The organism is Polyangium sp. y55x31, from assembly GCF_029946505.1.
Lineage (GTDB): Bacteria > Myxococcota_A > Polyangia > Polyangiales > Polyangiaceae > Polyangium.
In genome coordinates this window covers 193,443-215,771 of sequence record NZ_JARZHG010000002.1, presented here as the reverse complement: position 1 = coordinate 215,771, position 22,329 = coordinate 193,443, and the positions used below count along the sequence as shown (strand labels likewise).

General features: G+C 69.5%; 17 protein-coding genes. 11 read left to right on the top strand and 6 right to left on the bottom strand.

Annotated elements, in window-relative coordinates; translation table 11 throughout:
* The first annotated feature begins 65 nt into the window (after positions 1 to 65).
* The 7 genes from QHF84_RS04095 to QHF84_RS04065 all read left to right on the top strand — a co-directional run bounded on the left by QHF84_RS04095 (position 66) and on the right by QHF84_RS04065 (position 6,778).
* A complete protein-coding gene (locus tag QHF84_RS04095) occupies positions 66 to 590 on the top strand; it encodes a MarR family winged helix-turn-helix transcriptional regulator (RefSeq protein ID WP_281311836.1) in 525 nt (174 codons plus the stop codon).
* Positions 587 to 1,633 carry a phosphatidylglycerol lysyltransferase domain-containing protein gene (locus QHF84_RS04090; RefSeq protein WP_281311835.1) on the top strand — a complete coding sequence of 349 codons (1,047 nt, stop codon included), beginning with the start codon at positions 587 to 589 and terminating at the stop codon, positions 1,631 to 1,633. The genes QHF84_RS04095 and QHF84_RS04090 overlap by 4 nt, the downstream gene beginning before the upstream one ends.
* Before the next feature lie 91 nt (positions 1,634 to 1,724).
* Positions 1,725 to 2,315, top strand: coding sequence for an SRPBCC family protein (locus QHF84_RS04085; protein ID WP_281311834.1), 591 nt, complete (start codon positions 1,725 to 1,727; stop codon positions 2,313 to 2,315).
* A 275-nt stretch (positions 2,316 to 2,590) separates the two neighbouring features.
* Positions 2,591 to 3,613 (top strand): methyltransferase, encoded by a 1,023-nt coding sequence (locus QHF84_RS04080; RefSeq protein ID WP_281311833.1) that lies wholly within the window; start codon positions 2,591 to 2,593, stop codon positions 3,611 to 3,613.
* Between the two features lie 88 nt (positions 3,614 to 3,701).
* The gene (locus QHF84_RS04075; protein ID WP_281311832.1) at positions 3,702 to 4,991 is read left to right on the top strand and encodes a cytochrome P450; all 1,290 of its coding nucleotides are present in this window, start codon (positions 3,702 to 3,704) and stop codon (positions 4,989 to 4,991) included.
* Between the two features lie 41 nt (positions 4,992 to 5,032).
* Positions 5,033 to 6,358: a PAS domain-containing protein gene (locus QHF84_RS04070; protein ID WP_281311831.1), complete on the top strand. Its 1,326-nt coding sequence runs from the start codon at positions 5,033 to 5,035 to the stop codon at positions 6,356 to 6,358.
* A gap of 78 nt (positions 6,359 to 6,436) precedes the next feature.
* Positions 6,437 to 6,778, top strand: a complete 342-nt coding sequence (locus QHF84_RS04065) for a DUF1622 domain-containing protein (protein ID WP_281311830.1) — start codon at positions 6,437 to 6,439, stop codon at positions 6,776 to 6,778.
* An 18-nt stretch (positions 6,779 to 6,796) separates the two neighbouring features.
* Here QHF84_RS04065 and QHF84_RS04060 read toward each other — a convergent pair whose 3' ends face one another.
* Entirely contained in the window at positions 6,797 to 8,164 is a 1,368-nt protein-coding gene (locus QHF84_RS04060) for a sigma-54 dependent transcriptional regulator (protein ID WP_281311829.1), read from the bottom strand.
* A complete protein-coding gene (locus QHF84_RS04055; RefSeq protein WP_281311828.1) occupies positions 8,157 to 9,698 on the bottom strand; it encodes an ATP-binding protein in 1,542 nt (513 codons plus the stop codon). The genes QHF84_RS04060 and QHF84_RS04055 overlap by 8 nt, the downstream gene beginning before the upstream one ends.
* Before the next feature lie 271 nt (positions 9,699 to 9,969).
* Here QHF84_RS04055 and QHF84_RS04050 point away from each other — a divergent pair, with 271 nt between their 5' ends.
* From QHF84_RS04050 to QHF84_RS04035, 4 genes are read left to right on the top strand one after another with little or no spacing between them, the layout of a single operon-like run.
* Entirely contained in the window at positions 9,970 to 11,352 is a 1,383-nt protein-coding gene (locus tag QHF84_RS04050) for a TolC family protein (RefSeq protein ID WP_281311827.1), read from the top strand.
* The gene (locus QHF84_RS04045; RefSeq protein ID WP_281311826.1) at positions 11,352 to 12,524 is read left to right on the top strand and encodes an efflux RND transporter periplasmic adaptor subunit; all 1,173 of its coding nucleotides are present in this window, start codon (positions 11,352 to 11,354) and stop codon (positions 12,522 to 12,524) included. Before QHF84_RS04050 ends, QHF84_RS04045 begins: the two co-directional genes overlap by 1 nt.
* A complete protein-coding gene (locus QHF84_RS04040; protein WP_281311825.1) occupies positions 12,521 to 15,628 on the top strand; it encodes an efflux RND transporter permease subunit in 3,108 nt (1,035 codons plus the stop codon). The genes QHF84_RS04045 and QHF84_RS04040 overlap by 4 nt, the downstream gene beginning before the upstream one ends.
* 25 nt (positions 15,629 to 15,653) lie before the next feature.
* Entirely contained in the window at positions 15,654 to 17,885 is a 2,232-nt protein-coding gene (locus tag QHF84_RS04035) for a trehalose-6-phosphate synthase (protein ID WP_281311824.1), read from the top strand.
* Between the two features lie 4 nt (positions 17,886 to 17,889).
* On the opposite strand, the gene QHF84_RS04030 is transcribed toward QHF84_RS04035, so the two are convergent.
* From QHF84_RS04030 to kdpC, 4 genes are all read right to left on the bottom strand, one after another.
* Positions 17,890 to 18,180: a hypothetical protein gene (locus tag QHF84_RS04030; protein WP_281311823.1), complete on the bottom strand. Its 291-nt coding sequence runs from the start codon at positions 18,178 to 18,180 to the stop codon at positions 17,890 to 17,892.
* Positions 18,181 to 18,317: 137 nt separating this feature from the next.
* The gene (locus QHF84_RS04025) at positions 18,318 to 19,037 is read right to left on the bottom strand and encodes a response regulator (RefSeq protein ID WP_281311822.1); all 720 of its coding nucleotides are present in this window, start codon (positions 19,035 to 19,037) and stop codon (positions 18,318 to 18,320) included.
* Positions 19,034 to 21,739, bottom strand: a complete 2,706-nt coding sequence (locus QHF84_RS04020) for a sensor histidine kinase KdpD (protein WP_281311821.1) — start codon at positions 21,737 to 21,739, stop codon at positions 19,034 to 19,036. The genes QHF84_RS04025 and QHF84_RS04020 overlap by 4 nt, the downstream gene beginning before the upstream one ends.
* Positions 21,736 to 22,317, bottom strand: coding sequence for a potassium-transporting ATPase subunit KdpC (gene kdpC, locus QHF84_RS04015; protein ID WP_281311820.1), 582 nt, complete (start codon positions 22,315 to 22,317; stop codon positions 21,736 to 21,738). The genes QHF84_RS04020 and kdpC overlap by 4 nt, the downstream gene beginning before the upstream one ends.
* Positions 22,318 to 22,329: the final 12 nt, after the last annotated feature.

Genomic DNA, 22,329 nt, shown 5'->3' with positions numbered 1-22,329 from the left:
ACGAGAATCCCCTGCGCCGGGTGGTTGCCGGCGGGCCCGTCCGGCTCTACCTTGTCGGAGAAAGCATGGGATCCCATGGATCGAAACCGGAGGCGGCCACGTCCGACCCCGATGTGGGCGCGGCGCTTGATGCCCTCCGGCGCGTGGTGCGGGCGCTCAGGCTCTCGGCTACGGCTGTGGAGAGGGCGCATGGCGTGAGCGGGGCGCAGCTTTTCGTCCTTGGCGAGCTTGCGAGTGGCGGGAGCTTTTCCATCGCCGAGCTTGCTGCTCGTACGGCCACGGATCCGAGCTCCGTCTCTGCTGTGGTCGCGCGCCTCGTCGATCGGGGCCTCGTGGTCCGCCGCGCCTCTCCGGAGGATGCGCGCCGGGCTGAGATTGCCATCACACCTGCCGGGACTGCGCTCTTGCGCGAGGCTCCGGAGCCGATCCAGGTCAGGCTCATCGCGGCGCTCGCTGATTTGCCCGAGGAGGAGCGCGCGGTCCTGGCGAGGGGCCTCGGGCGGGTGGCTGCGGCCATTGGCGCGTCCGATGGCCCTGCGCCCATGTTTTTCGAAGGGGATCCTGCCCCGTCGCGCTCGCGCAAGGCATGATCCGCTTCCCGGAGGTCCCGGCGCCGCCTCCCCCGCGCGCCGCCGCGCCGAGCACGCTCGCCGAGGCCGTGTTTTGCTTCGGGCGCGATACCGTGGCGTTTCAGTCCCTCGCGCCCGGGATGCGCGCTTGGAGTGACGGCGCGGGGGCCTGGGTCGCTTTCGCGGATACGGGCCGGGCTTGGCTCGCGGTCGGCTCGCCGCTTTGCGCGCCCGAGGATACGGGGCGTGTGGCGCGCGCTTTCGTGCAGGCTGCGCGCGCGGCGGGGCGACGCGCCGGGTTTTGTGCGGTCGAGGCGTTTCCGCACGACACCTTTTTCGAGCGATTGCCCCTGGGCCGACAGCCGATCTGGGATCCGCTGCAATGGGATCGCGTGCTCGCCGGGCGCAGGAGCCTCCGCGAGCAGATCCGCCGCGCGCGGGCCAAAGGTGTTCGGGCGCGCGTGGCTTCTGCGCAGGAGCTCGGGGGCGAGCTCGGGGCTTCGATCGCGGCGCTCGCGGCGGGATGGCTGGCGGGGCGGCGGGGCGGGCCGCTCGGCTTCTTGCTCGCGGTGGACCTCTTTTACCGGCCGTCCGAGCGGCTTTACGTCGTGGCCGAGCGGGGCGATCGATTGGTCGGCTTGCTCGCGGCGGTGCCGGTGCCCGGCCGAGGCGGCTGGTTTTTCGAGGACATTCTGCGCGCGGACGACGCGCCGAACGGGACCGTGGAGCTCCTCGTGGATGCGGCGATGCGATGGCTCGCCGTCGCGGGGTGCAGGCGGGTGACGATGGGCCTGGTTCCGTTCGCGGGGCCCTTGCCGCATCCCCTGCGGATCTTGCGGCGCCTCGGGCATAACGTCTACGATTTCGAGGGCCTGCGCGTCTTCCGGGCGCGCTTTGCGCCCGAGGCGTGGGAGCCGGTCTGGTTCGTCCATCCGCGTGGCACGAGTGAAATCGTCTCTTTGTGGGACGTGGCCTCGGCGCTCACGGGCGGTCGTCCTCTTCGATTCGCGCTTCGTGCGTGGACGGATGGCAAACGCCGCCGGCGTCGCGCGTCGGCCGGTTGACGCCGGGTTTTGCTACGACGAACGTTTTCCATTCTTGACGCGTCTGCGGTCCGGCCGTAGCAAGGTTTGTCCCTACACCCTGGAGGACTCCTTGAAGAAAGTCGCCATTCGCGTGGGCATTGGACTCGCGGCCGTGATTGCCGTGCTCTTGATCGTGATCGCGACGCGCCCGTCCACGTATCGCGTCGAGCGCCACGCCACCATCGCGGCGCCATTGGACCTCGTGTTCACCAAGGTCAAGGATTTTCGGACCTGGGGGGCGTGGGCTCCCTGGATGAAGCTCGATCCGAACATGAAGACGACGTTCACCGGCAACCAGGGCGAGGTCGGCGCCATCTACGAATGGGAGGGCAACGACGAGGTCGGGGCGGGCCGGATGACCATCACCGCGATCAAGCCGAACGAGCGGGTGGACATCAAGCTGGAATTCCTGAAGCCTTTCGAATCCAAGGCCGACAATGGATTCACGGTGGCGGCGGCGGGTCAGGAGACGAAGATCACCTGGTTCATGAACGGCGAGAACGATTTCATCGGGAAGGCGTTTTGCCTGTTCATGGACATGGATGCGATGATCGGGAAGGACTTCGAGAATGGCCTCGGCAACTTCAAGAAGGTCGCCGAAGAGGCCGCGAAGGCGCGTCCCGCCGAGGGCGAGACGGTGAACGCTGCTGCGCCGAAGTGATCCCACGCGCGGTACGAGGCGATGCCTCGATTGTGCGGCGGGTTCCCATGGCTGGAGAGGCTGGCCCCCTGCGGCGCTTCCTGGCTTGACAATTTTGCCTGACTACAGGCACGTTGCCGCAAAGCGCATGTAAGGCAATCGGCCCGTCCCTTTCCTGTCCAGGTATCGACACCCCACGCCGACCTTTCCCGTCCTTCGCCCGACCCCTGAGGGCGGTTCTTTCGAAGTGAGAGCAGCGGCGCTCGACCTCTCCTGCGCTCCATGAGGAGTCAGCCATGAACAACGCTGTCGGAACGAACGACCTCTCGGTGCAAATGCGCTCCTTGAGCGTGTTCAACATGTGGATCTCGCGGATGATCTACGTCGCCGCCAAGCTGGGAATCGCCGACTCGATCGAGGATGGCCCGCGGAGCAGCGATGATCTCGCCGCCTCCCTGGGGGTCGACGCGGGCGCGCTCTATCGGATGCTCCGGGCCCTCGCCGGGGCAGGGGTTTTCACCGAGCTACCGGAGAAGCGGTTTGCCTCGACCCCCCTCGGCGCGACCCTGCGCACGAGCGCCCCAGGCTCCATGCGCGACTTCGTTTTGCTGTTCGGCGGCGATGTCTACGCGCGCGCCTGGCTCGATCTGCTCTCCAGCGTGCAGTCCGGGAAGACGGCCGTCGAGCACGTCTTCGGCGCGCCGCTTTATCCTTATCTCGCGGGCCACCCCGAGGACGCGCAACTGTTCGACAAGGCGATGACCAGCTTCACCTACGTCGACACCACCGCGGCCGCCGCCCGCTACGACTTCTCCGCGTTTCGCACGGTGGTCGACGTCGGCGGTGGGCACGGCAGCCTTCTCGTGGCCGTCCTCGAGAGGAACCCGGAGCTTCAGGGGCTCCTCTTCGATCAGCCGCATATCATCGAGGGGGCGCGGTCGCGGATCGCCGCGAGCGCGGTCGCGGCGCGTTGCAAGGTCGTCGCCGGTGACTTCTTCGAGGCTGTCCCCAGCGCCGACGTCCACATGCTCAAGCACATCATTTGCAACTGGGACGACGACGCGGCGATTCGGATCCTGAAGAGTTGTCACCGCGCGCTCCCGCCGGGCGGGCGGATCCTGGTCATCGAGTCCGTGATCGGCCTCTCTGCGCCCGCTGAGCTGCTCGACGTCCACCTCCTCACGGTGGTCGGAGGGCGCATGCGCACCGAGCAAGAGCACCGGGATCTGATGGCCGCGGCGGGCTTCCGCCTGGCGCGCCTGCTTCCCACCGACGTCGGCCTGCATCACGTCGTCGTCGAGGGGGTGCGCGAGCCATGACGCGGCCAGCGCGGCATCGCGAGATCGAGACGACGTCACCAAGCATTCGCGCACGGACCACTTCACCGTGCACGCGCTAGGAGGGACCATGGAGTCATCCTTCGACCCGCGTCATCCGGACTTCATCGAGGATCCATTTCCGGCGCTCCTTTCCTTGATGGAGCACGAGCCCGTCTTCTGGAGTGAGAAGCTCCATGGCTGGGTGCTCACGCGTCATGAGCACGTGCGCGCCTCGCTGCGTGATCCGCGGCTGTCGGCCGATCGTGTGCGCCCGTTCCTGGCCCACTTCAAGGGTCCGGAGCGCGAGGCGGTGCAATCCCTCGTCGAGGGCCTCTCGATGTGGGCCTCCTTCAACGAGCCACCGGTGCACACCCGGCTCCGCAGCCTCATGAACAAGGCCATGACGTTGCAATCGATCCTGGCGCTCGAGCCGCGCGTGCGCGCGCTCGCCGACGAGCTGATCGATGCGGCGCTCGAGCGCGGCGAAATGGACGTGATCGCCGACTTCGCTTATCCCCTCTCCGCGACGATGATCGCCGAGCTCTTCGGCGTGCCGCGCGCCGACGTCCCTTTGCTGAAGAAGTGGTCCGACGAGCTGGGCGCGTTCATCGTCCAGTCGCGCACGCTCGCCAACAAATACGCGATTGCCGCCGGCGGGCTCCGCGCCATGACGTCCTATTTCGAGGAAGTCGTCGCGGAGCGTCGCCGGCGCCCGCGGGAGGACATGCTCTCGCGCCTCATCGCGGCCGAGGAGCAGGGCGACTTCCTGAGCGCGGCGGAGCTGTTCGCCTGCTGCGCGCTCCTTTTCTTCGCAGGGCACGAGACCACGACGCACCTCATCGGCAACGGCATGATCGCGCTCCTCCGCCACCCGAAGGCGCTTGCCGAGCTGCGGGAGCGGCGCGCCGACACCACGCTGATGAGCTCTGCCATCGAAGAGATGCTGCGCTGGGACGGGCCGCTGCTCATGATGGCGCGCGTCGCCTCGGAGGACGTCGAGCTTTCAGGCAAGCGCATCCTCGCCGGCTCGCGTGTCTTCCTCATGATTGCCGCGGCGAATCGTGATCCGCGGGTGTTCCCCGATCCGGCTCGTTTCGACATCCACCGGCAAGACAACCGGCACATCGCCTTCGGCAACGGGATTCATTACTGCATCGGAGCGCCGCTCGCCCGCCTCGAGGCGCGTGTCGCGTTTCCACGCCTGCTCGAGCGCCTGTCCGAGCCCGCGCTGGCCACCTCGAAGCTCGTGTGGCGGGACGCTTTCGTGGTGCGCGGGGTCGAAAAACTCCCCATTCGTTTCGCGCGGCCCTCCTCGGCCCCCGAAGCTCGCCCGCCATCCATGCTCCCCCGAGGCGAGGCGGCTCCGACATCGGATTGAGGATCGGGAGATCATCGTACCTGGGCACAGGGAAGGACTTCATGGTGCATACTGGTTTGGAAGAGGAGTGCGCGGCGCTGCGCGCGCGGGTCGCCGAGCTGGAGGCACGCCTCGCGGCGATGGAGTCTACCGGGAAGGAACCGCATCGTGCGGGAAGCACCCCCGACCCCGAGGGCGAGCTTTCGCTCTTCAGGGCGGCGCTTCACACCCTCGGCGACGGCATCATCCTTTGCAACCGAGAGGGGCGGCTTCTCTACTTCAATGCCGCAGCGGAGGTGATGGTCGGGCAAGGTCCGAGCGGCGCCGACGCTTCGGACTGGTCGCGTTATGGCGCCTACCTGCCGGACGGCGTGACCCCGTTCCCCCTGAACGACTTGCCCCTGGCCCGCGCCCTGCGCGGAGAGGTCACGGACGGCGTGGAAATCTGCATGCGGAGCGAGCGGCAGCCCCAGGGCGTGTCCGTGGCGGTTTCCGGCCGCCCCATTCGCAACGAAGAGGGCGAGCTCCTCGGCGCTGTGGTCGTGTTTTGCGACATCGGCGAGCGCAAGCGATACGAACTCGAACGCCAGCGCCGGCAACACGCCGACGAGCAACGCACGGCCGCCGAAAAGGAGAAGCTCCGGATGGCGCGGCTCCTCCAGGGGCTCCTCGACAATCTCGACGTGGTGGTCTGGGCAGTCGATTCGAAAGGCGTATGCACCTTCCACGATGGCCGCGGCTCGGATTCGGCGGGCATCACGCGCGGGCAGCTCATCGGACAGAATTTCCTCGAACTCTATCCCACAGACCACGTGGCTCGCGCGCTCGCGGGCAACCCCATTCACGTGATCGACGATGGCGAGGACATCATCTGGGAGCACTGGATGGTCCCGGTGACCGAGGAGGACAAGCGCGTCTCCGAGGTCATCGGCATGAGCGTGAACATCACCGAGGCGCACCATGCCCAAAAGGAGATCCAGGCAAAGCTCGCCCTGATCGAACGGCAGCAGGAGGTGATCCTCAATCTGGAGACGCCGGTCATCCAGGTCTGGGATCATGTCCTCACGCTCCCCATGGTGGGCGTCGTCGACAGCCGTCGCGCCGCGCGGGTCACGGACGACCTCCTCGCCGCGGTCTCGCGCACGCAGGCGCGTTTCGCGATCCTCGACCTGACGGGCGTCGAAGTGGTCGACACGGCGACAGCGGCGCATATGCTCGACATCCTGCGCGCCGTCCGCCTCCTCGGCGCCGAGGGCATCATCACCGGAATCCGGCCCACCGTCGCCCAGACCATGGTCTCCCTCGGCCTCGACCTCACGCGCGTGCGCACGCTGGCCACGTTGCGCGACGGCCTTTCGTACGCGATTCGACGGCTCGGGCCGAGCTGATCGGCTCGGCTGGCGCCTGGCCCACGCATTGCCTACCCAGCGCGCAAGGAGCTCGCGCCGAGCGAGCCCAGCGCTGCCATGGAGCTCGATACCACCATTCGTTGGACCGGGACGCTCATCGACGCGGCCGGCGTGGCGGTGATCGCGCTGGGCGTCGTCTCGGCGACGGGAAGAGTCCTTCACCGGGCCGCCGTGCGATCCTTGCCCGGCGACGCGTATCACGAGTTCCGGGAGACCGTGGGCCGGGCCATCCTGCTCGGGCTCGAATTGCTCGTGGCCGGCGACATCATCCGCACGGTCGCCATCCGCCCGACGTTCAGCAGCGTCGGCGTCCTCGTCATCATCGTGCTCGTACGGACGTTCTTGAGCTGGGCCCTCGAAGTCGAGCTGTCCGGACGTTTTCCCTGGCAGCGGCGGTGACGCGTTTGTCCACGCGGCTCATTCCGGGCCGTCGTCCGCGAGGTATTTTCCGAGCGTCTTCACGTCGATCCCCAGCCGATCGGCCGTGCGCGACTTGTTCCCGCCGAGCTCGGCGAGGGCGAAGCGGGCATAACGTTGCTGCACCTCGCGCAGGGGCAGCACGGGCCCGGCGAAATGCAGGCCCGGTGTGCCCTCCGCGACGGCTTGTGGCAGCGCCGCGTCGGCGAATTGTGCCTCGGCCGAGCGACCGAGCAGCACGAGGCGCTCCACGGCGTGGGCGAGCTCCCGCACGTTGCCGGGCCAGGGATAGTCCAGCATGGCCAGCATGCATTCGCGCGACAGACGCTCGACGCGGGAGGTCGGGTGGCGCGCGCGTGCTTTTTCGAGCAGATCCGCGGCGAGCTCGGGGAGGTCCTCGCGACGCTCGCGCAAGGGCGGCACGTGCACGGGGACGACGTCGAGCCGGTAGAGCAGATCCTCGCGGAAGAGACCTTCGGTGACGCGGCGGCGCAGGTCGCGGTGTGTGGCCGTGACGATTCGCACGTCGATGGCTGTTTCTTTCGTCGAGCCGACGGGGCGGACGACACGCCTCTCGAGCACGTCGAGCAATTTCGCCTGCAGGGCTTGCGCCATTTCGCCGATCTCGTCGAGGAAGATGGTGCCTCCTTCGGCTTCGGCGAAGAGACCGCTGCGGCGCGTGGTCGCGCCTGTGAAGGCGCCTTTGGCGTGGCCGAAGAGCTCGCTTTCGAGCAGCGGCTCGGGCAGCGCGGCGCAGTTCACCGTGACGAACGGGCCTCGCGCGCGGCGGCTCTCCGCATGCAGATATCGGGCGAGCAGGCCTTTTCCCGCGCCGGTGGGCCCCATGAGCAGCACGGGCGCGTCGCTCGGCGCCACGCGGGCGAGCACGTCGAGTGCCGCGCGCATGGCCGGGCTCTTCGCGATGATGCCTGCCTTCGTGGCCTCGTCGCGCAGCGATTTTCGTAGCGTGCGGGCCTCGCGCCGGACGCGCGACTCGTCGAGGGCGCGGCCCAGGTACACGATGAGCTCGTCGAGCTTGAAGGGTTTTGTCAGGTAATGGTATGCGCCGCGCCGGATCGACTCGATCGCGGTCTCCAGGGCGCCGTATGCGGTCATCACGAGGACCGGCAGGTCTGGCACGGCGCGGCGCGCGGCGGTCAGGAGCTCGATGCCGTCCATGCCGGGCATGCGCAGGTCCGTGACGAGGGCGTCGATGGGCTCGGCCTCGATCCGCGCGAGCGCTTGTTTTCCCGTGGCCACGGCGAATGCCGAATAACCGTGCTCGGCGAGGCCGTCGGCCAGCATCTCGGCCATTTCGATCTTGTCGTCCACGATGACGACGTGCGGGGTGGGGGATCGATCAGGCATCGGAGCACTCCTCGCCTTGGGCAGGCACGTGGATGCGCGCGCGGGTGCCGCCGCCCTCGTGGGGTTCGAGCGCGAGCGAGCCGCGGTGGATGTTCACGATTTCGTGGACGATCGCGAGGCCGAGGCCCGAGCCCTCGGGTTTCGTCGTGAAAAATGGCTCCGTCGCGCGGGCGATGTCCTCGGGCCGGATGCCCGCGCCGCGATCCTCGACGATGAAATCGACACCTGCGTCCGCGGCGCGCACCGAGAGCGCGACGTTCGTCCCGGGGCTCGATGCCTCGCAGGCATTGAGCAAGAGGTTCACGACCGCGTGTTCGAGCAGGCGAAGATCCCCTGCCAGCGTGGGCAACCCTTCGTCCACGACCGTCACGAGCGCGACCTGCGCGGCGACGAACCGGTGCTCGACGAGCCGGAGCGCCCCGCGCGCGACGTCGCCTGGATCGACGGGGCGCAGCGATGGGGAGCCGCCGCGTGCGAGGTCGAGGAAGCCCCGCACGACCTGGGTGATGCGATCGGCTTGCTCGTTGATGGTGCGCACGGCGCGTGCCGCTTTCGGATCCTCGCCGACGCGGGCCGCGAGTTGCTCGGCGCGTCCGACGATGACCCCGAGCGGCGTCGAGATCTCGTGCGCGATCCCCATGGCCAGCGTCCCCGTCGTGGCCGCGCGGCTCGCCCGCGCCAGCCGCTCGTCGCTTTCGCGCACCAGCGCGGCCAGGGCGAGCTGCTTTTCGAGCTCGAGCTCGCGCCGCTGCCGCCGTAAGGCCGTCGCGCCGAACGCCACGATGAGCGCGCACGGCACGAGCACGCCGATGAGCAAGCGGCCGCGAGCCCGATCCCATCGATCCCGCTCTTGCGACGCGCTCGCCACCACCGCGGTCGTCCACCGGCCGAGGGGCCCGGCGTCGGTCGCCGCGACGGCGGCCACGGCCCGGCGATTCGGCAGCCCCAGCGCGACCGCGTCGTCTCGTTCGAGCCGCGTCGTGTCGTGACCATCCTCCACCGCGTGTGCGAGCGGCGCGCTCTCGATCTGCCGCCCGTCGGCCGCTTGCCAGAGCGCCTCGTCCGGCGGCCGGACCAGGACGACCAGCTCCTCCGGGCGCTCGATCCGCGCCGAAGGGCCCATGAGCCACGCGACGGGCACCGTCAGCTCGACCGTTCTGCCTTCGGTCGAGGGCACGCGTACCGACATCGTTCGCGGCGGGCGTACGCTCGGCGCGCTCTCCGACGAACGCACCTCGATGCTCGGATAGGCCTTTCGCATCCCCATCGAGGGGCCGTGGCCGGCCGACACGTCGTCCGCGACGAGCAGGGCATCACGCCGGACCGCGGAGAGCCGCGCGCCGAGCTCGTCCGACAGGAGGAGCGCGAGCATCTGCTGCTGCCGCGCGAGGGCCACGAGTGCGCCTTCGAACTCGCGTTGCTCGTCGAGCAGCGCGAGCGTCGTGATGGCGAGCACCCCGAGCGCCGCCGTCCAGACGAGCCATCCGCGCCGGATCGCCCGTGTGATCCGCGAGGGGAGCGTCCGGAGGGGCATGGGAGGCGAGGGCGATCGCATGGCGAGGGCGGCTTCCCGCGGCGGATCCGCCGATTGCAGCGCGCATGCCACCGCGGGACGAAGCTCTATCCTGCGCGGGACCGGGCGCGCGGGCAGGGAAATTTTCCCTGCCCGGCTTGGAATTTTTCCCATCCCGCGCCCTCGGCTCCACGCCCGGATCCCGGGCGATTCGGCGCGCCGCGCGCTTGGCATCGTTGGTGCTCATACGGCACGCATGCTTCACGGGGATCGCGTCGTACGGCGGCGCTGGATGGCTCTGCTTTCGCTTGGCCTCTTGCTCGCGCCGCGGGCTTCGCCCGCACGAGAACCCGCCGCCCTGGCCGCGTCCCCGCCGCCGCGGGCGTTTTCGTTGCGCGAGGCGATCACGTACGCCGAGAAGCGCAACCCGGATCTCGTCGCGGCCCGCGCGCGGGTGCAGGCCGCGCAGGCCGCGGCGCGGGTGCCCTGGGCGCAGTGGCTCCCTTCGGTCGGCGCCACGGCTCAGGTGATCGGCTCGACGGTCAACAACTCCACGGCGACCATCCTCTCGAACCCTCGTGTCGACTTGCCGCGGATCGGCGCGACCCGCATCTCGGCCGAGCCGGACTTCACGCCGTATGCCTCGACGCTCGTCGCGGTCGGCCTGCGGCAGGAGATCTTCGATTTCGGCCGGATCGCAGCACAAGCGGCGGCCGTCGATGCCCAGGCCGAGCTCGAACGGCAGCGGGCCGAAGGCGCGAAGCTCGACGTCGCGCTCGAGGTCACCGAGGCGTACTGGGCGGTGCGCGCGGCGAAATCGGTGGCGCAAGCGGCCGACGAAGCGGCGGCGAGGGCCTCGACCCATCGGGATGCGGCGCGCGCGGGCGTCGACGCGGGCCTTCGAACGCCCGTGGATCTCGCCCGCGCCGAGGCCGAGGTCGCGCGGTTCGAGGTCGCGAAGGTGCGGGCCCAGGGCTCGCTCGCCGCCGCGCAGGCCGTCTTCGCGGCGGTCGTGGGCGTGCCGGACGCGGCGCTCGACGCGGGCGGCGAGGCGGGCGAGGACGAGGCGCTCGGGTCGCTCGACGAGCTGCTCGAACGGGCGCGGGACGGCGGCGCCGAGATCCAGGAGGCCAAGGCGCGCGTCGACCTCGCGAAGGCCGAGACGCGCGCGGCCGCGGCGCAGATGCGGCCCGATGTCTTCCTGACCGCCGCGATCTCGGGGCGCGCGGGCGGCGCGCCGCCCTCGAATGGATCGACCGTGGGCGGGCATGGCTTCGCGCCGCTCGTGCCGAACTGGGACGTCGGCGTGGTGCTGAGCGTCCCGCTCTACGATCCGGTTCTCGCGGCCCGCCGTGACGCGCTCCGCGAGGTCGAGGACGTGCGCGCCGCGGAGCTCCAGGCCACACGCGCGGCGCAGGAGGCGGCCGTCCGGCAGGCCTACCTCGGCCTCGTGGCCGCGCGGCAGGCGCTCGTCGCCCTGGAGCGCGCGGCGACGGCGGCGCGGGTCAACCACGAGCAGGCCGAGGCGCGGTTCAAGGCCGGCCTCGGCACGATGCTCGACCTCGTCGACGCCGAGACATTACGCGTCGAGGCCGAGGTCGAGCGGGCGGTCGGCGGGTTTGCCGTGGCGAGGGCGCGGGCCGCGCTCCGTCGGGCCGTGGCGGAGGTGCGCTGATGAAGCGAATGGATCGGCGGGTATTGGGCGCGCTCGGCGTCATGCTGCTCGTGGCGCTCGGCGGCGGCGCGGCGCTGCTTCATCGGGCGAATTCGTCGGACGTGACGCCGCTCTCCGCGCAGCCCAAGGGCGCGACGGTCGTGCCCGCGCGCGAGGCGACGTACCGGCCCACGCGCCGCTTCGTGGGCACGCTCGCGCCGTGGCAGGAGGCGAACATCGGCCCGCAGCTCGTCTCGGCCTACGTCGAGACGGTGCTCGTGCGCCCCGGCGACGTCGTCAAGCGTGGTCAGGTCCTTGCGACCCTCGATTGCAGGAGCGCGTCCACGGAGAGCCAGAGCGTCGCCATGCAGGCCCGCGCGCTCGACCAGCGGCAGCGCGCGATTGCGAGCGAGGCAGCGCGGGTCCAGGGCCTCGTCGAGGACGGTTTCGTCTCGAAGAACGAGGCCGAGCAAAAATCCGCGCAGAGCGCCGCGGCCGAAGCGCAGCTCCGGGCGCTCCGGGCCGAGCTCGCGGGCAAGGCCCTCGAGGTGAACGATTGCGTGCTCAAGGCGCCGTTCGACGGGGAGATCACGCGCAGGAGCCTCGATCCGGGCACGTTCGTCCGGCCCGGCACGGCGCTCGTGTCGATGGTCGATCGCGGCATCGTCCGCGTCACGGCGGACGTCCCCGAGGTCGATTTCCAGGCGGTCACGCCGGGCGCCGAGGTCAAGCTCCGCCTGCTCGCGACGGGGAAAGAAATGACCGCGCGTATCGCGCGGCGCTCTCCGGCGGCGGACCCCGTGACCCGCACCCTGCACGTCGAAATCGACGTGCCCGACCCGGAGCGCACGCTGCCCGTGGGCACCACGGCCGAGGTCTTCGCCGAGGTCGGCGCGCCGGAGCCCGCCATCGAAATGCCCCTCCGCGCGGCGACGGTGCGTGGCTCGAAGGCGACCGTGATCGTCGTCGAGGGTGAAATCGCCCGAAAGGCCTCGGTGCGGGTCCTCGGCGAGACGGGAAAGAGCCTGTTCGTCGAGCCCTCGATCCTGCCCGGATCGCTCCTCGTGCTCGAAGGCCGGGCGCACCTCCGCAATGGCGACGTCGTGCGCGCCAAGGTCGAAGGCGCCGCCGCGCCCGTGCCGTCGCTCCTGCCTGTCTCCACGCCCGCGCCTCCGGGAGGGGCGGTCCGATGACGCGCCTCGCGTTGCGAAATCCGCTCGCGGTGCTCGTCGTCAGCATTGCGCTGATGGTCTTCTCCGCGGTCGTCACGCCGCGTTTGGCCGTCGACACCTTCCCCGAGCTCACGCCGCCCGTGCTCATCGTCGGCACGCTCGCCTCGGGGCTCGGGCCCAAGGACGTCGAGAAGACGATCACCTGGCGGCTCGAAAAATTCATCGCCGCCACGCCCGGCGTCGACCACATCAAGAGCGAATCCAGAAACAGCCTCAGCATCATCTACGTGTGGCTGAAATGGGGCACCGACCTCAATGCCGCGCAATCGCTCGTGCAGCAGCAGGTCGCGTTCGCGATGTCGTCCGTCCCGAAGACGCTCGGCGTCCTGCCGCCGTTCGTCTTGCAATACGATCCTTCCAACGCTCCCCTCATTCAAATTGCCGTCCACGGAGGCGGGCTCAGCGGGCCGCAGCTCTACGATTTCGCGGTCAACACCGTCGAGCCCATCATCGAGGGCATCCCGGGCGTGGCCAGCGCTTCGCCGAACGGCGGCCGCGAGCGTCAGATCAACGTCGTCGTCGACCCCGTGCGCGCCGAGGCGCGCGGCGTGACCTCGGGTGAGATCGCCGCCGCGGTGGACAAGGCGAACGCGCTTTTGCCCTCGGGCCGCTTCATGGCCGCGGGCTTCGAGGCGAACGTCTACACGAACGCGGTCGCGCCGCGCGTCTCCGATATCGGCGAGGCCGTGGTGAAGGTCGTCGCGGGGCATCCGGTGCTCGTGCGCGACGTGGCCAAGGTCGAGGACGGCGGCACGCTCCCCACGCAATTCGTCTCGATCGACGGAAAGCCGGCCGTCTACCTCAACGTGCTGCGGATCCCGGGCGGGAACACGGTCGCGATCGTCGAATCGATCCGCGAGGCGCTCGCGCACCTGCCGGAGCTCCCGCCCGGGATGATCGTGCAGCCCATCTTCGATCAATCGACGTTCGTCGAGGGCGCGATGAAAGGGCTCCAGCGCGAGATCGTGCAGGCGCTTTTCCTCATCGCGGGCGTCATCCTGATCTTCCTCCAGAGCGGACGCTCGGTGCTCATCGCGGCCATCTCCGTGCCGCTCAGCTTCGCCGTCATCCTGCTCGTCCTCTACACGACCGGCCAATCCCTCAACGCCTTCACCTTGGGCGGGCTGACGCTGGCCATGGGGCCGCTCGTCGACATCTCGGTCGTCGTGCTCGAATCCATCCATCGCAGGCGAATCGCCGGTGACGACGACGCGACGGCGGCGCTCCGCGGGGCGAACCTCGTCGCCGGGCCCGCGCTCGCCGCGTCGCTCTGCACCATTGCGGTGCTCCTGCCGGTCGTCCTCCTGACGGGCCTCGCGAAAAAGCTCTTCTCGCCGCTCGCGCTCACCGTCGCATCCGCGATGGTCGCCGGGTACTTCGTGAGTATGCTCGTGACCCCCGTCGCCTGCCGGTACCTGCTCGGCCACGGCGAACCGGGAAAACTCGCCCGTGCATTCGAACGAGCCGTCGAAAAGCTCGCGGGCGCTTACGCGGCGGCGCTCCGCGTGGCGCTCGAACATCGGGGCGCCGTCGTCCTCGCGACCTTGGTGCTCGTCGCCGGCAGCGTGTATGGCGCGTCGCGGCTCCCGAGCGCGTTTTTCCCCGAGATCGACGAATCGATGGAGCGCGTCTACGTGCGCCTCGCGCCCGGGACCTCGCTCGAAGAATCGACGCGGATCTTCCAGGAGATCGGGCAGGCGCTCCGGGAGGAATTGCCCAAGGACGAGGTCGAGCTCGTGCTCATGAACGTCGGCGCCCCGAGCAAGGCCCGCGCGAAGATGAACAGCCCGAACGCCGGCCCGCACATGGGATTCCTCCGCGTCGCGCTCGTGCCGCCCGAGAAACGAAAAGCTTCGCAGCGCGAGATCGCCGACCGGATGCGCGCCATCCTTTCGCGTCGTTTCCCCGGCGTGGAGTTCCTGCAGGCGCCCGGCGGGCTCGTGGCCAGCGTCTTCTCGAATGGATACATGGCCCCGCTCGTCGTCGAAGTGCGCGGCGAGAACCTCGAAGAGCTCGACGCCCAGGCGCGCGCCGTCGCCGAGGTCGCCCGGACCGTGCCGGGCGTGCGGGACATCTACACCACGCTGGAGCTCGATTACCCGGAGCTGCGCCTCGCCACGGACAGGCAGGAGGCCGGCCTCGTGGGCGTGACCGCGCGCGCCGCCGCGCAGACGACGCTCGAAGCGACGCTCGGCAACATCAATGCCCCCTCGGTCTGGGTCGACGGTTCGAATGGCCAGTCGTATTACGTGGTCACCGCATACGACCGCGGGATCGTGAACGAGGCCGACAGGCTCCGCGAGATCCCGATCCGCGCGACGACGAAGGGCGCCGTCACGCTCGGCAGTTATGGCGCGATCGAGCGATCGGCGGGCCCGATCTCCATCGAGCGCAACCACCTCCAGCGCGTCGCGCACGTCCTCATGCAGACCGAGGGGCGTGATCTCGGCAGCGCCGCCGCCGACCTCGAAGCGCGCCTCCGGCAGGATCCGCGCACCCGCGACGTGCGATTCGCCATGGCCGGACAGGTCGAGCTCATGCGCACGACCTTCGGGGGCCTCGGCGTCGCGCTCGGCCTCGCCGTCATGGTCGTCTTCATGATCATGACCATTCAATTCAAATCGCTGCGGCTCCCGCTCGTCATGCTGTTCACGATCCCCGCGTGCCTCGTCGGCATCGTCGCGGCGCTCCTCGGCGCGCGGGAAGGGTTTTCCATTCCCGCGCTGATGGGCATCCTGATGGTCATCGGCATCGCCGTCTCGAATGGCATCCTGCTCGTCGACCACGCGAACCGCGCTTTCCAGGCAGGAAAAGACCTCCTCGACGCGGCCGTGGAGGCCGGGCGCGCGCGGTTCAGCCCGATCGCGATGACGAGCCTCGCCACCATCATCAGCTTGCTCCCGACGGCGCTCGGCCTCGAACACGGCACGGAGTCGAACCGCCCCCTCGCCCTCGCCGTCACCGGCGGCCTCGCTTCGTCCACCTTCCTGTCGCTTTTCCTCGTGCCCTCGATGTTCGTGTTTCTGGCGAAACGAAGCGCCGAGGACACCCTGCCCGTCGATTGATTCGCCTACGAAACGGGGGAAATCGATGCCTCGCCTTCTGCGTTTCCTGCTGCTCCTCCTCTTCGGGCTCGCCCTGGTGACCGGGGTCGGGTACGTCGCATTGACACGCACGACGCATCGCTGGTTCGAAAGCGACCTGCGCGCGCGGTCGCTGTTCGTCGTGACCGCCACGAACCAGATGCTCGCGCGGAACTGGGAACAGGGGCGCGAGGGCCTCATGGAGGCGCTGGAGGACATCACCCGGGACGAGCGCGTGATGGGCGTCGCCGCGTGTTCGCTCGACGGACAGCGCCTCGCCGCGACGTCCGCCTATCCGCTCGATTACGGCTGTCGCTGGGTCCTCGCGAGAATCGAGCAGGAGGGCGCCGAGGCGAACCCCTGGACCACGACCGAAGCGCTGCCCGGCGGCCGCGTGCACCTCAGCGCCGTCACGGTCGCGGCCGAGGGCAAACCCCTCGGCCGTGTGCTGCTCGTGCACGATCTCAGCTATCTGGAGCGGCGCGAGGCGACCACGCGAAACCTCCTCCTCGTGGCGTTTTTCGTGCTCTCGCTCGGCGCCGCCACCATCACGATGATCGCGGAGCGGCTGGCCTTCCGCGTGTGGACCTCGGAGCTACGGCGCGCCTTGTCGGGCGAGGTCACGCGTGATTTCAAGCCGCTCGTCGGGGACGTGCGTGAGCTCGCCCGGCGCCTTGCCAGCGAGCGGGACCGCGAGGCGCGGGGCGGCCCGTGGAACCCGGAGCGATTGCGATCCACGCTCACGACGCACCTCGAAGGCGAGCGCGTCATCATCCTCGCGAACCGCGAGCCCTACATTCACGAAAAAACGCCGACTGGCGTGCGTGTCCAGCACCCTGCGAGTGGCCTCGTGACCGCGCTCGAGCCCGTCATGCGCGCGTGCTCGGGCGTATGGGTCGCGCACGGCAGCGGCAGCGCCGACAAGGAGACCGCCGACGCGCGTGGCCACGTAAAAGTCCCGCCCGGCGAGGAGTCCTACAGCATTCGCCGCGTCTGGCTCAGCGAGGCCGAGGAGAACGGGTATTATTACGGTTTCTCGAACGAGGGCCTCTGGCCGCTTTGCCACGTGGCGCACGCGCGGCCCGTCTTCCGCGCCGAGGACTGGGAGCATTACGTCCGCGTGAACCGCAAGTTCGCGGACGCGGTTTGCGAGGAGGTCGACAGCGAGGACCCGATCATCCTGGTGCAAGACTACCATTTCGCGCTCGCGCCCCGCATGATCCGCGAGCGCCTCCCGCGCGCGACGATCCTGACCTTCTGGCACATCCCCTGGCCGAGCGCCGAGCGTATCGGCATCTGCCCCTGGCGCGAGGAGATCATCTCGGGGCTGCTCGGATCGAGCATCGTCGGATTTCACACGCGGGAGCATTGCAACAACTTCATCGACGCGGTCGACACGTTCATGGAGAGCCGCATCGACAGGGAGGCGAACGCGATCGTCCAGGGCGCGCGGCGGAGCCTGGTCCGGCCGTACCCGATCTCCATCGAATGGCCCGTGCACTGGCTCGAAGAATTGCCGTCCGTCCCCGACTGTCGCGCCTCCGTGCGCAAGGAGCTCGGCTTGTCCGCGGACGCGCTCCTCGGCGTGGGCATCGACCGCCTCGATTACACGAAGGGCATCGAGGAGCGCCTCCAGGCGGTCGACGAGCTGCTTTCACGTCATCCGGAATTCCGCGACCGCTTCACGTTCGTGCAGCTCGCCGCGCCGAGCCGCACCAAGATTGCCCGCTACCGGGAGCTCAACGATCGCGTCGAGGCCCTGGCGGATGAGATCAACGCGCGGTGGGGGAAGGGCGATTACCGTCCCATCATTCTCCTGCGCGCGCACCACGAGCCGCCGACGGTCTTCCGTTATTACCGCGCGGCCGAGCTTTGTTACGTGTCGAGCCTCCATGACGGCATGAACCTTGTGGCCAAGGAGTTCGTCGCGGCGCGCGACGACGAGCTCGGCGTGCTCGTGCTGAGCCAGTTCACCGGGGCGGCGCGGGATCTGACCGAGGCGCTCATCGTCAATCCGTACGACCTCGGCCAGGCCGGCGACGCGATGGCCGCGGCGCTCCGCATGTCCGAGGCCGAGCAACGCGAGCGCATGTCGTCCATGCGCCGCATGGTCTCCGAATTCAACGTCTACCGCTGGGCCGGGCGTATGCTCGTGGACGCGGCGGAGCTGCGCCGCCGCGAGCGGGTCTCGGGAAGGCTCTCGGCGCCGGCGGTGCTCGCGCGGGCCATCGGATCGTGAAAGGCTAGAGGTGCGTGCAGCGGGCGCTCGTGCAGACGTAGCCGGCGAGGCAATCCCGACCGTCCTTGCAGGAGCGCTGGCAGAGGCCGGCGACACAGGAATTGCCCATGCCGCAGCTCGCGTCGCTCACGCACTCGACGCAGCGGTTTTCGGCGCAGTACTGAAACGCTGCGTTTTTGCCCTCGCAGTCGGACTGGTTCGAACACGGCACCGATTTCGGCGCGGGCGCACACGCAGCCCCTGCGACGAGCATTCCGACGGCAACGACGAACCAGCGTGTGAAGGAAGGTTTCACGACAGGACCTCCAGACGACGCTCGTTCGCAAAAGCAGAGAGCATGCCACCGTGGCGAGCGCGTGGATCCAGCCCGCGTGATGTCCGACGTCGGAATTTTTTCCGGGACGCTCGGAATTTTTCCGGCCCCGGACCACGTCACGCCCCCGCGTCGTCCCCCGCGCGATCCCGCAGCCGATACCCGACCCCGGGCTCCGTCACGAGCAATTTCGGCCGCGCCGGGTTCGCTTCGATCTTCTTGCGCAGCTCGGCCATGTGGACCCGGACGTAATGGGGCTGATTCGCATAGGCCGGCCCCCAGACCTCCTTCAAGATGTGCTGGTGCGTCAGCACCTTGCCCGCGTTCTGCGCGAGCAGCACGAGGAGCTTGTATTCGATCGGCGTGAGGTGCACTTCCTGGCCCCCTTTTTTCACCTCGCGCCGCACGAGATCGATCCCGAGATCCCCGACCTCGATCGTCTGCGTCCCGCTCGGCGTCCCGCCCGCGCGCGCGTGCCGCAGCGCGACCCGCATCCGCGCGAGCAGCTCGTTCACGCCGAAGGGTTTGGTCAGGTAATCGTCCGCCCCCGCGTCGAGCGCGGCCACCTTGTCGTCCTCGCGCCCGCGCGCCGAGATCACGATCACGGGCATCCGGCCCCATTCGCGGATCCTGCGCGTCAGGTCGATTCCGTCGCCGTCCGGCAGGCCGAGATCGAGCAGCAAGAGCTCGGGATTGTGCGTGCTCGCGAGCATGAGCGCCTCGGCGGAGTTGCCCGCTTCGAGGAGCCGGTAGCCGTGCGACGTGAGCGTCGCGCGCATGAACCTTCGCATTTGTGGCTCGTCCTCGACGAGCAGGACCAGCGGGCGGAAATCGGTCATGGCCGGGCCTCCAGGGCGGGCGCGGCGACCGTGGGAGCGACGCCGGGGATCGGGACGCGGATACGGAAATTCGCGCCGCCCGAGGCGCGATTCTCGGCGGTGATCGTACCGCCGTGCGCCTCGACGATCGCCTTGCAGATCGCGAGCCCGAGCCCCGCGCCGCCCGCGCCCGTGTGCCCTCCGCGGAAAAACTTCTCGAAGATACGCGACTCGCTCCCCGGCGGCAGCCCCGGGCCCGTGTCGGCCACCTCGACGATCACCACGCCGGGCTCGCCGCGGGCGAGCACCTCGATCGGAGACCCGGGGGCCGTGTAGCGCGCCGCATTCTCGAAGAGATTGATGAACACCTGCTCGAAGAGTACGGGATCCACGGACAGGAGGGGTAATCCTTCGGGGATCCCGATGTTCACGGGCCGGTCCCCGAGCTTTCGTTCGAGCCGCGTCAGCGCGGAACCGACGAGCTCTTCGAGCGGCACCCATTCACGTTTCAGCGCCACCGGGCCGGCTTCGAGGCGCGTCATGTCGAGCAGGTTCGCGACGAGCCTCTCGAGCCGCTCGGCCTCCTCGCAGATCGATTCGAGCAGCTCGTCGCGGGTGTGCGCGGCGAGCCCCCCGTCGTCGCGCAGCGCCGTGGCCGCGCCCGTGATCGCCGAGAGCGGCGTGCGGAGGTCGTGCGAGACCGCCGAGAGCAGCGAGCTACGCATCTCCTCCGTCTTCGCGCGCAGGGCGGCCGTGTTTGCCTCGCTCGTGAGCCGCACGCGCTCGAAGGCGAACGCGGCCTGCCTGCGGAAGGCGTCGAGGAACGCGCGCTGCTCGGCCCCGAGCGGCGCCGCTCCCTTGGGCGCGAGCACGAGCACGCCGAGCGGCGCTCCCCGGACGGAGAGCGGAGCACAGACGACCTTCGAGCCCGGGAGTGTATCCGTGCCGAGCCCCGAAGGCCGGCCGTGCTCGAAAGCCCAGCGGGCGACCGCGAGATCGGCGGAATCGAGGAAGGCCGTCGCCGGTGCGACCGCGACCGTCCGGAGCACGCCGTCGTCCACGGATTGCAGCACGTGCGCCGTCGCCTCGAAGACCTGCTCGGCGTGGCGCGCGACGGCCGCGGCGACGGCCCCGATATCGTCCGCCGCCGCGAGATCCCGGCTGAGATCGTAAAGCACGCCCGTCCGCCCCTCGCGATGCCGCGCGTCTTGCTCCTGGCGCCGGATGCGGGCCGTCAGCTCGCTGAGCAGCAGGCCGACGCCGAACATCATGACGAACGTCAGGAGATACCGCGCGTCGGCCACGTTGAACGTGTGGAACGGCGGGACGAAGAAGAAGTCGTAACAAGCCACGCCGAGGGCCGCCGCGAGGATGGAGGGGCCTCGCCCGAAGCGCACCGCCGCGAGCATGACGGCCAGCACGTAGAGCACTTCGAGATCGGGCACGTCGTAGACGGCGCGTACGGCCTCCGCGAGCACGGTGGTGCCCGCGACGAGCAGCACGGCCCATCCATACGTCACGGGCCGCGTCGGCTCCTTCGGCAGCTCTGGCGGGGCCGGCGTGGTCTCGGCGCTCGTGCTGCCGCTGATGACGAGCACGTCCACGTCCCCGCTGCCCCGCACGACCTCGTCGAGCAGCGAGCCGCGCAGCCGGTCGCGCAGGCGCGAATGTGTCGGCTTGCCGATGATGATCCGCGTGACGTTGTGCTTGCGCGCATATCGCAGGAGCGCCTCCGAGATGCTCGCGCCGGAGAGCCGCGTCACGGCGCCCCCGAGCGTCTCCGCGAGGCGCAAATGGGATTCGAGCCGCGCCCGATCGGCCTGGCTCGGCGCCTTCGCCCCGGGCGACTCGACGTACGCGGCGACCCACGGCGCGCGCAGGCCCGCGGCCATGCGGCTCGCCGCGCGCAAAAGCCGGCCCGAGCTCGGCGCGGGGCTGATGCATACGAGGATCCGCTCGCCGGCCGGCCAGGGCGTGATCACCCCGTGCTGCTCGCGATACTCGCGCATGTCCACGTCGACGCGCTCGGCCGTGCGCCGGAGCGCGAGCTCGCGCAGCGCGAGCAGGTTCCCACGCTGGAAGAAATGCGCGGCCGCGCGTTTGGCCTGCTCCGGCAGGTAGACCTTTCCTTCGCGCAGGCGCGCCAGCAGCTCCTCGGGCGCGATGTCCACGAGCTCGATCTCGTCGGCGCGATCGAGGATCGAATCGGGGATCGTCTCGCGGACCTGGATGCCCGTGATCTGCGCGACCACGTCGTTCAGGCTCTCCACGTGCTGCACGTTGACGGTCGTGAACACGTCGATGCCCGCGTCGAGCAGCTCGATCGCGTCTTGCCAGCGCTTCGCGTGCCGTGATCCGGGCACGTTCGTGTGGGCGAGCTCGTCGAGCAGGAGCAGCCCCGGCCGGCGCGCGAGCGCGGCGTCGAGGTCGAACTCGTCGAGGGGGCGCCCGCGGTACTCCACCTTGCGCCGCGGCAACACGTCGAGCTTTTCGAGCAGGGCTTCGGTCTCGGCGCGCCCGTGTGTCTCGACGATCCCGGCGACGACGTCGATCTTCTGTTCGAGGGCCCGCTCGCGCGCGACCTGGAGCATGCGGTACGTCTTGCCGACGCCGGGGGCGAACCCGAAGAAGACACGCAGCCGCGCGCGCTTTTCGCGCCCTTCTTCTTCGTGCGCGCGGCGGACGAGCGCGTCGGGATCGGGTCGGCTTTCGGGGTCGGTCATGGACGGGCTTTCGCGTGGTCGAGCGCGAGGTTCAGGCGTAACACGTTCACGCGCGGCTCGCCGAGCACACCGAGGACACGTCCCTCCACGTGCGCGTCGACGAGGCCGCGGACACGCGCCTCGTCGAGCCCGCGGGCGCGCGCGACGCGGCCGACCTGGAAATGGGCGGCGGCCGGCGAGATGTGCGGGTCGAGCCCGCTGCCCGAGGCCGTGACGAGATCCACGGGGATCGGCGCGGCGTTCCCCGGATCCGCCGCGCGGAGCGCCTGGATCCGCGCCGCGACGGCGTCTCGAAGCGCCGGGTTCGTCGGCCCGAGGTTCGATCCGCTCGACGCCGCTGCATTGTACGGATGGCTCGGCGTCGCGGACGGGCGCCCCCAGAAGTAACGCGGATCGTCGAAGGGCTGCCCGATGAGCTCCGAGCCGACGACGCGTTCGCCTTCACGGATCAGGCTCCCGTTCGCGCGCACGGGGAAAGCGGCTTGCGCGACCGCGGTGACGAGCAGCGGATAAAGCACGCCCGTGACGAGCGTGAACAGGGCGAGCAGCGTGATCGCGGGGCGGAGGAGCGATTTCATCTTCGATTCCTT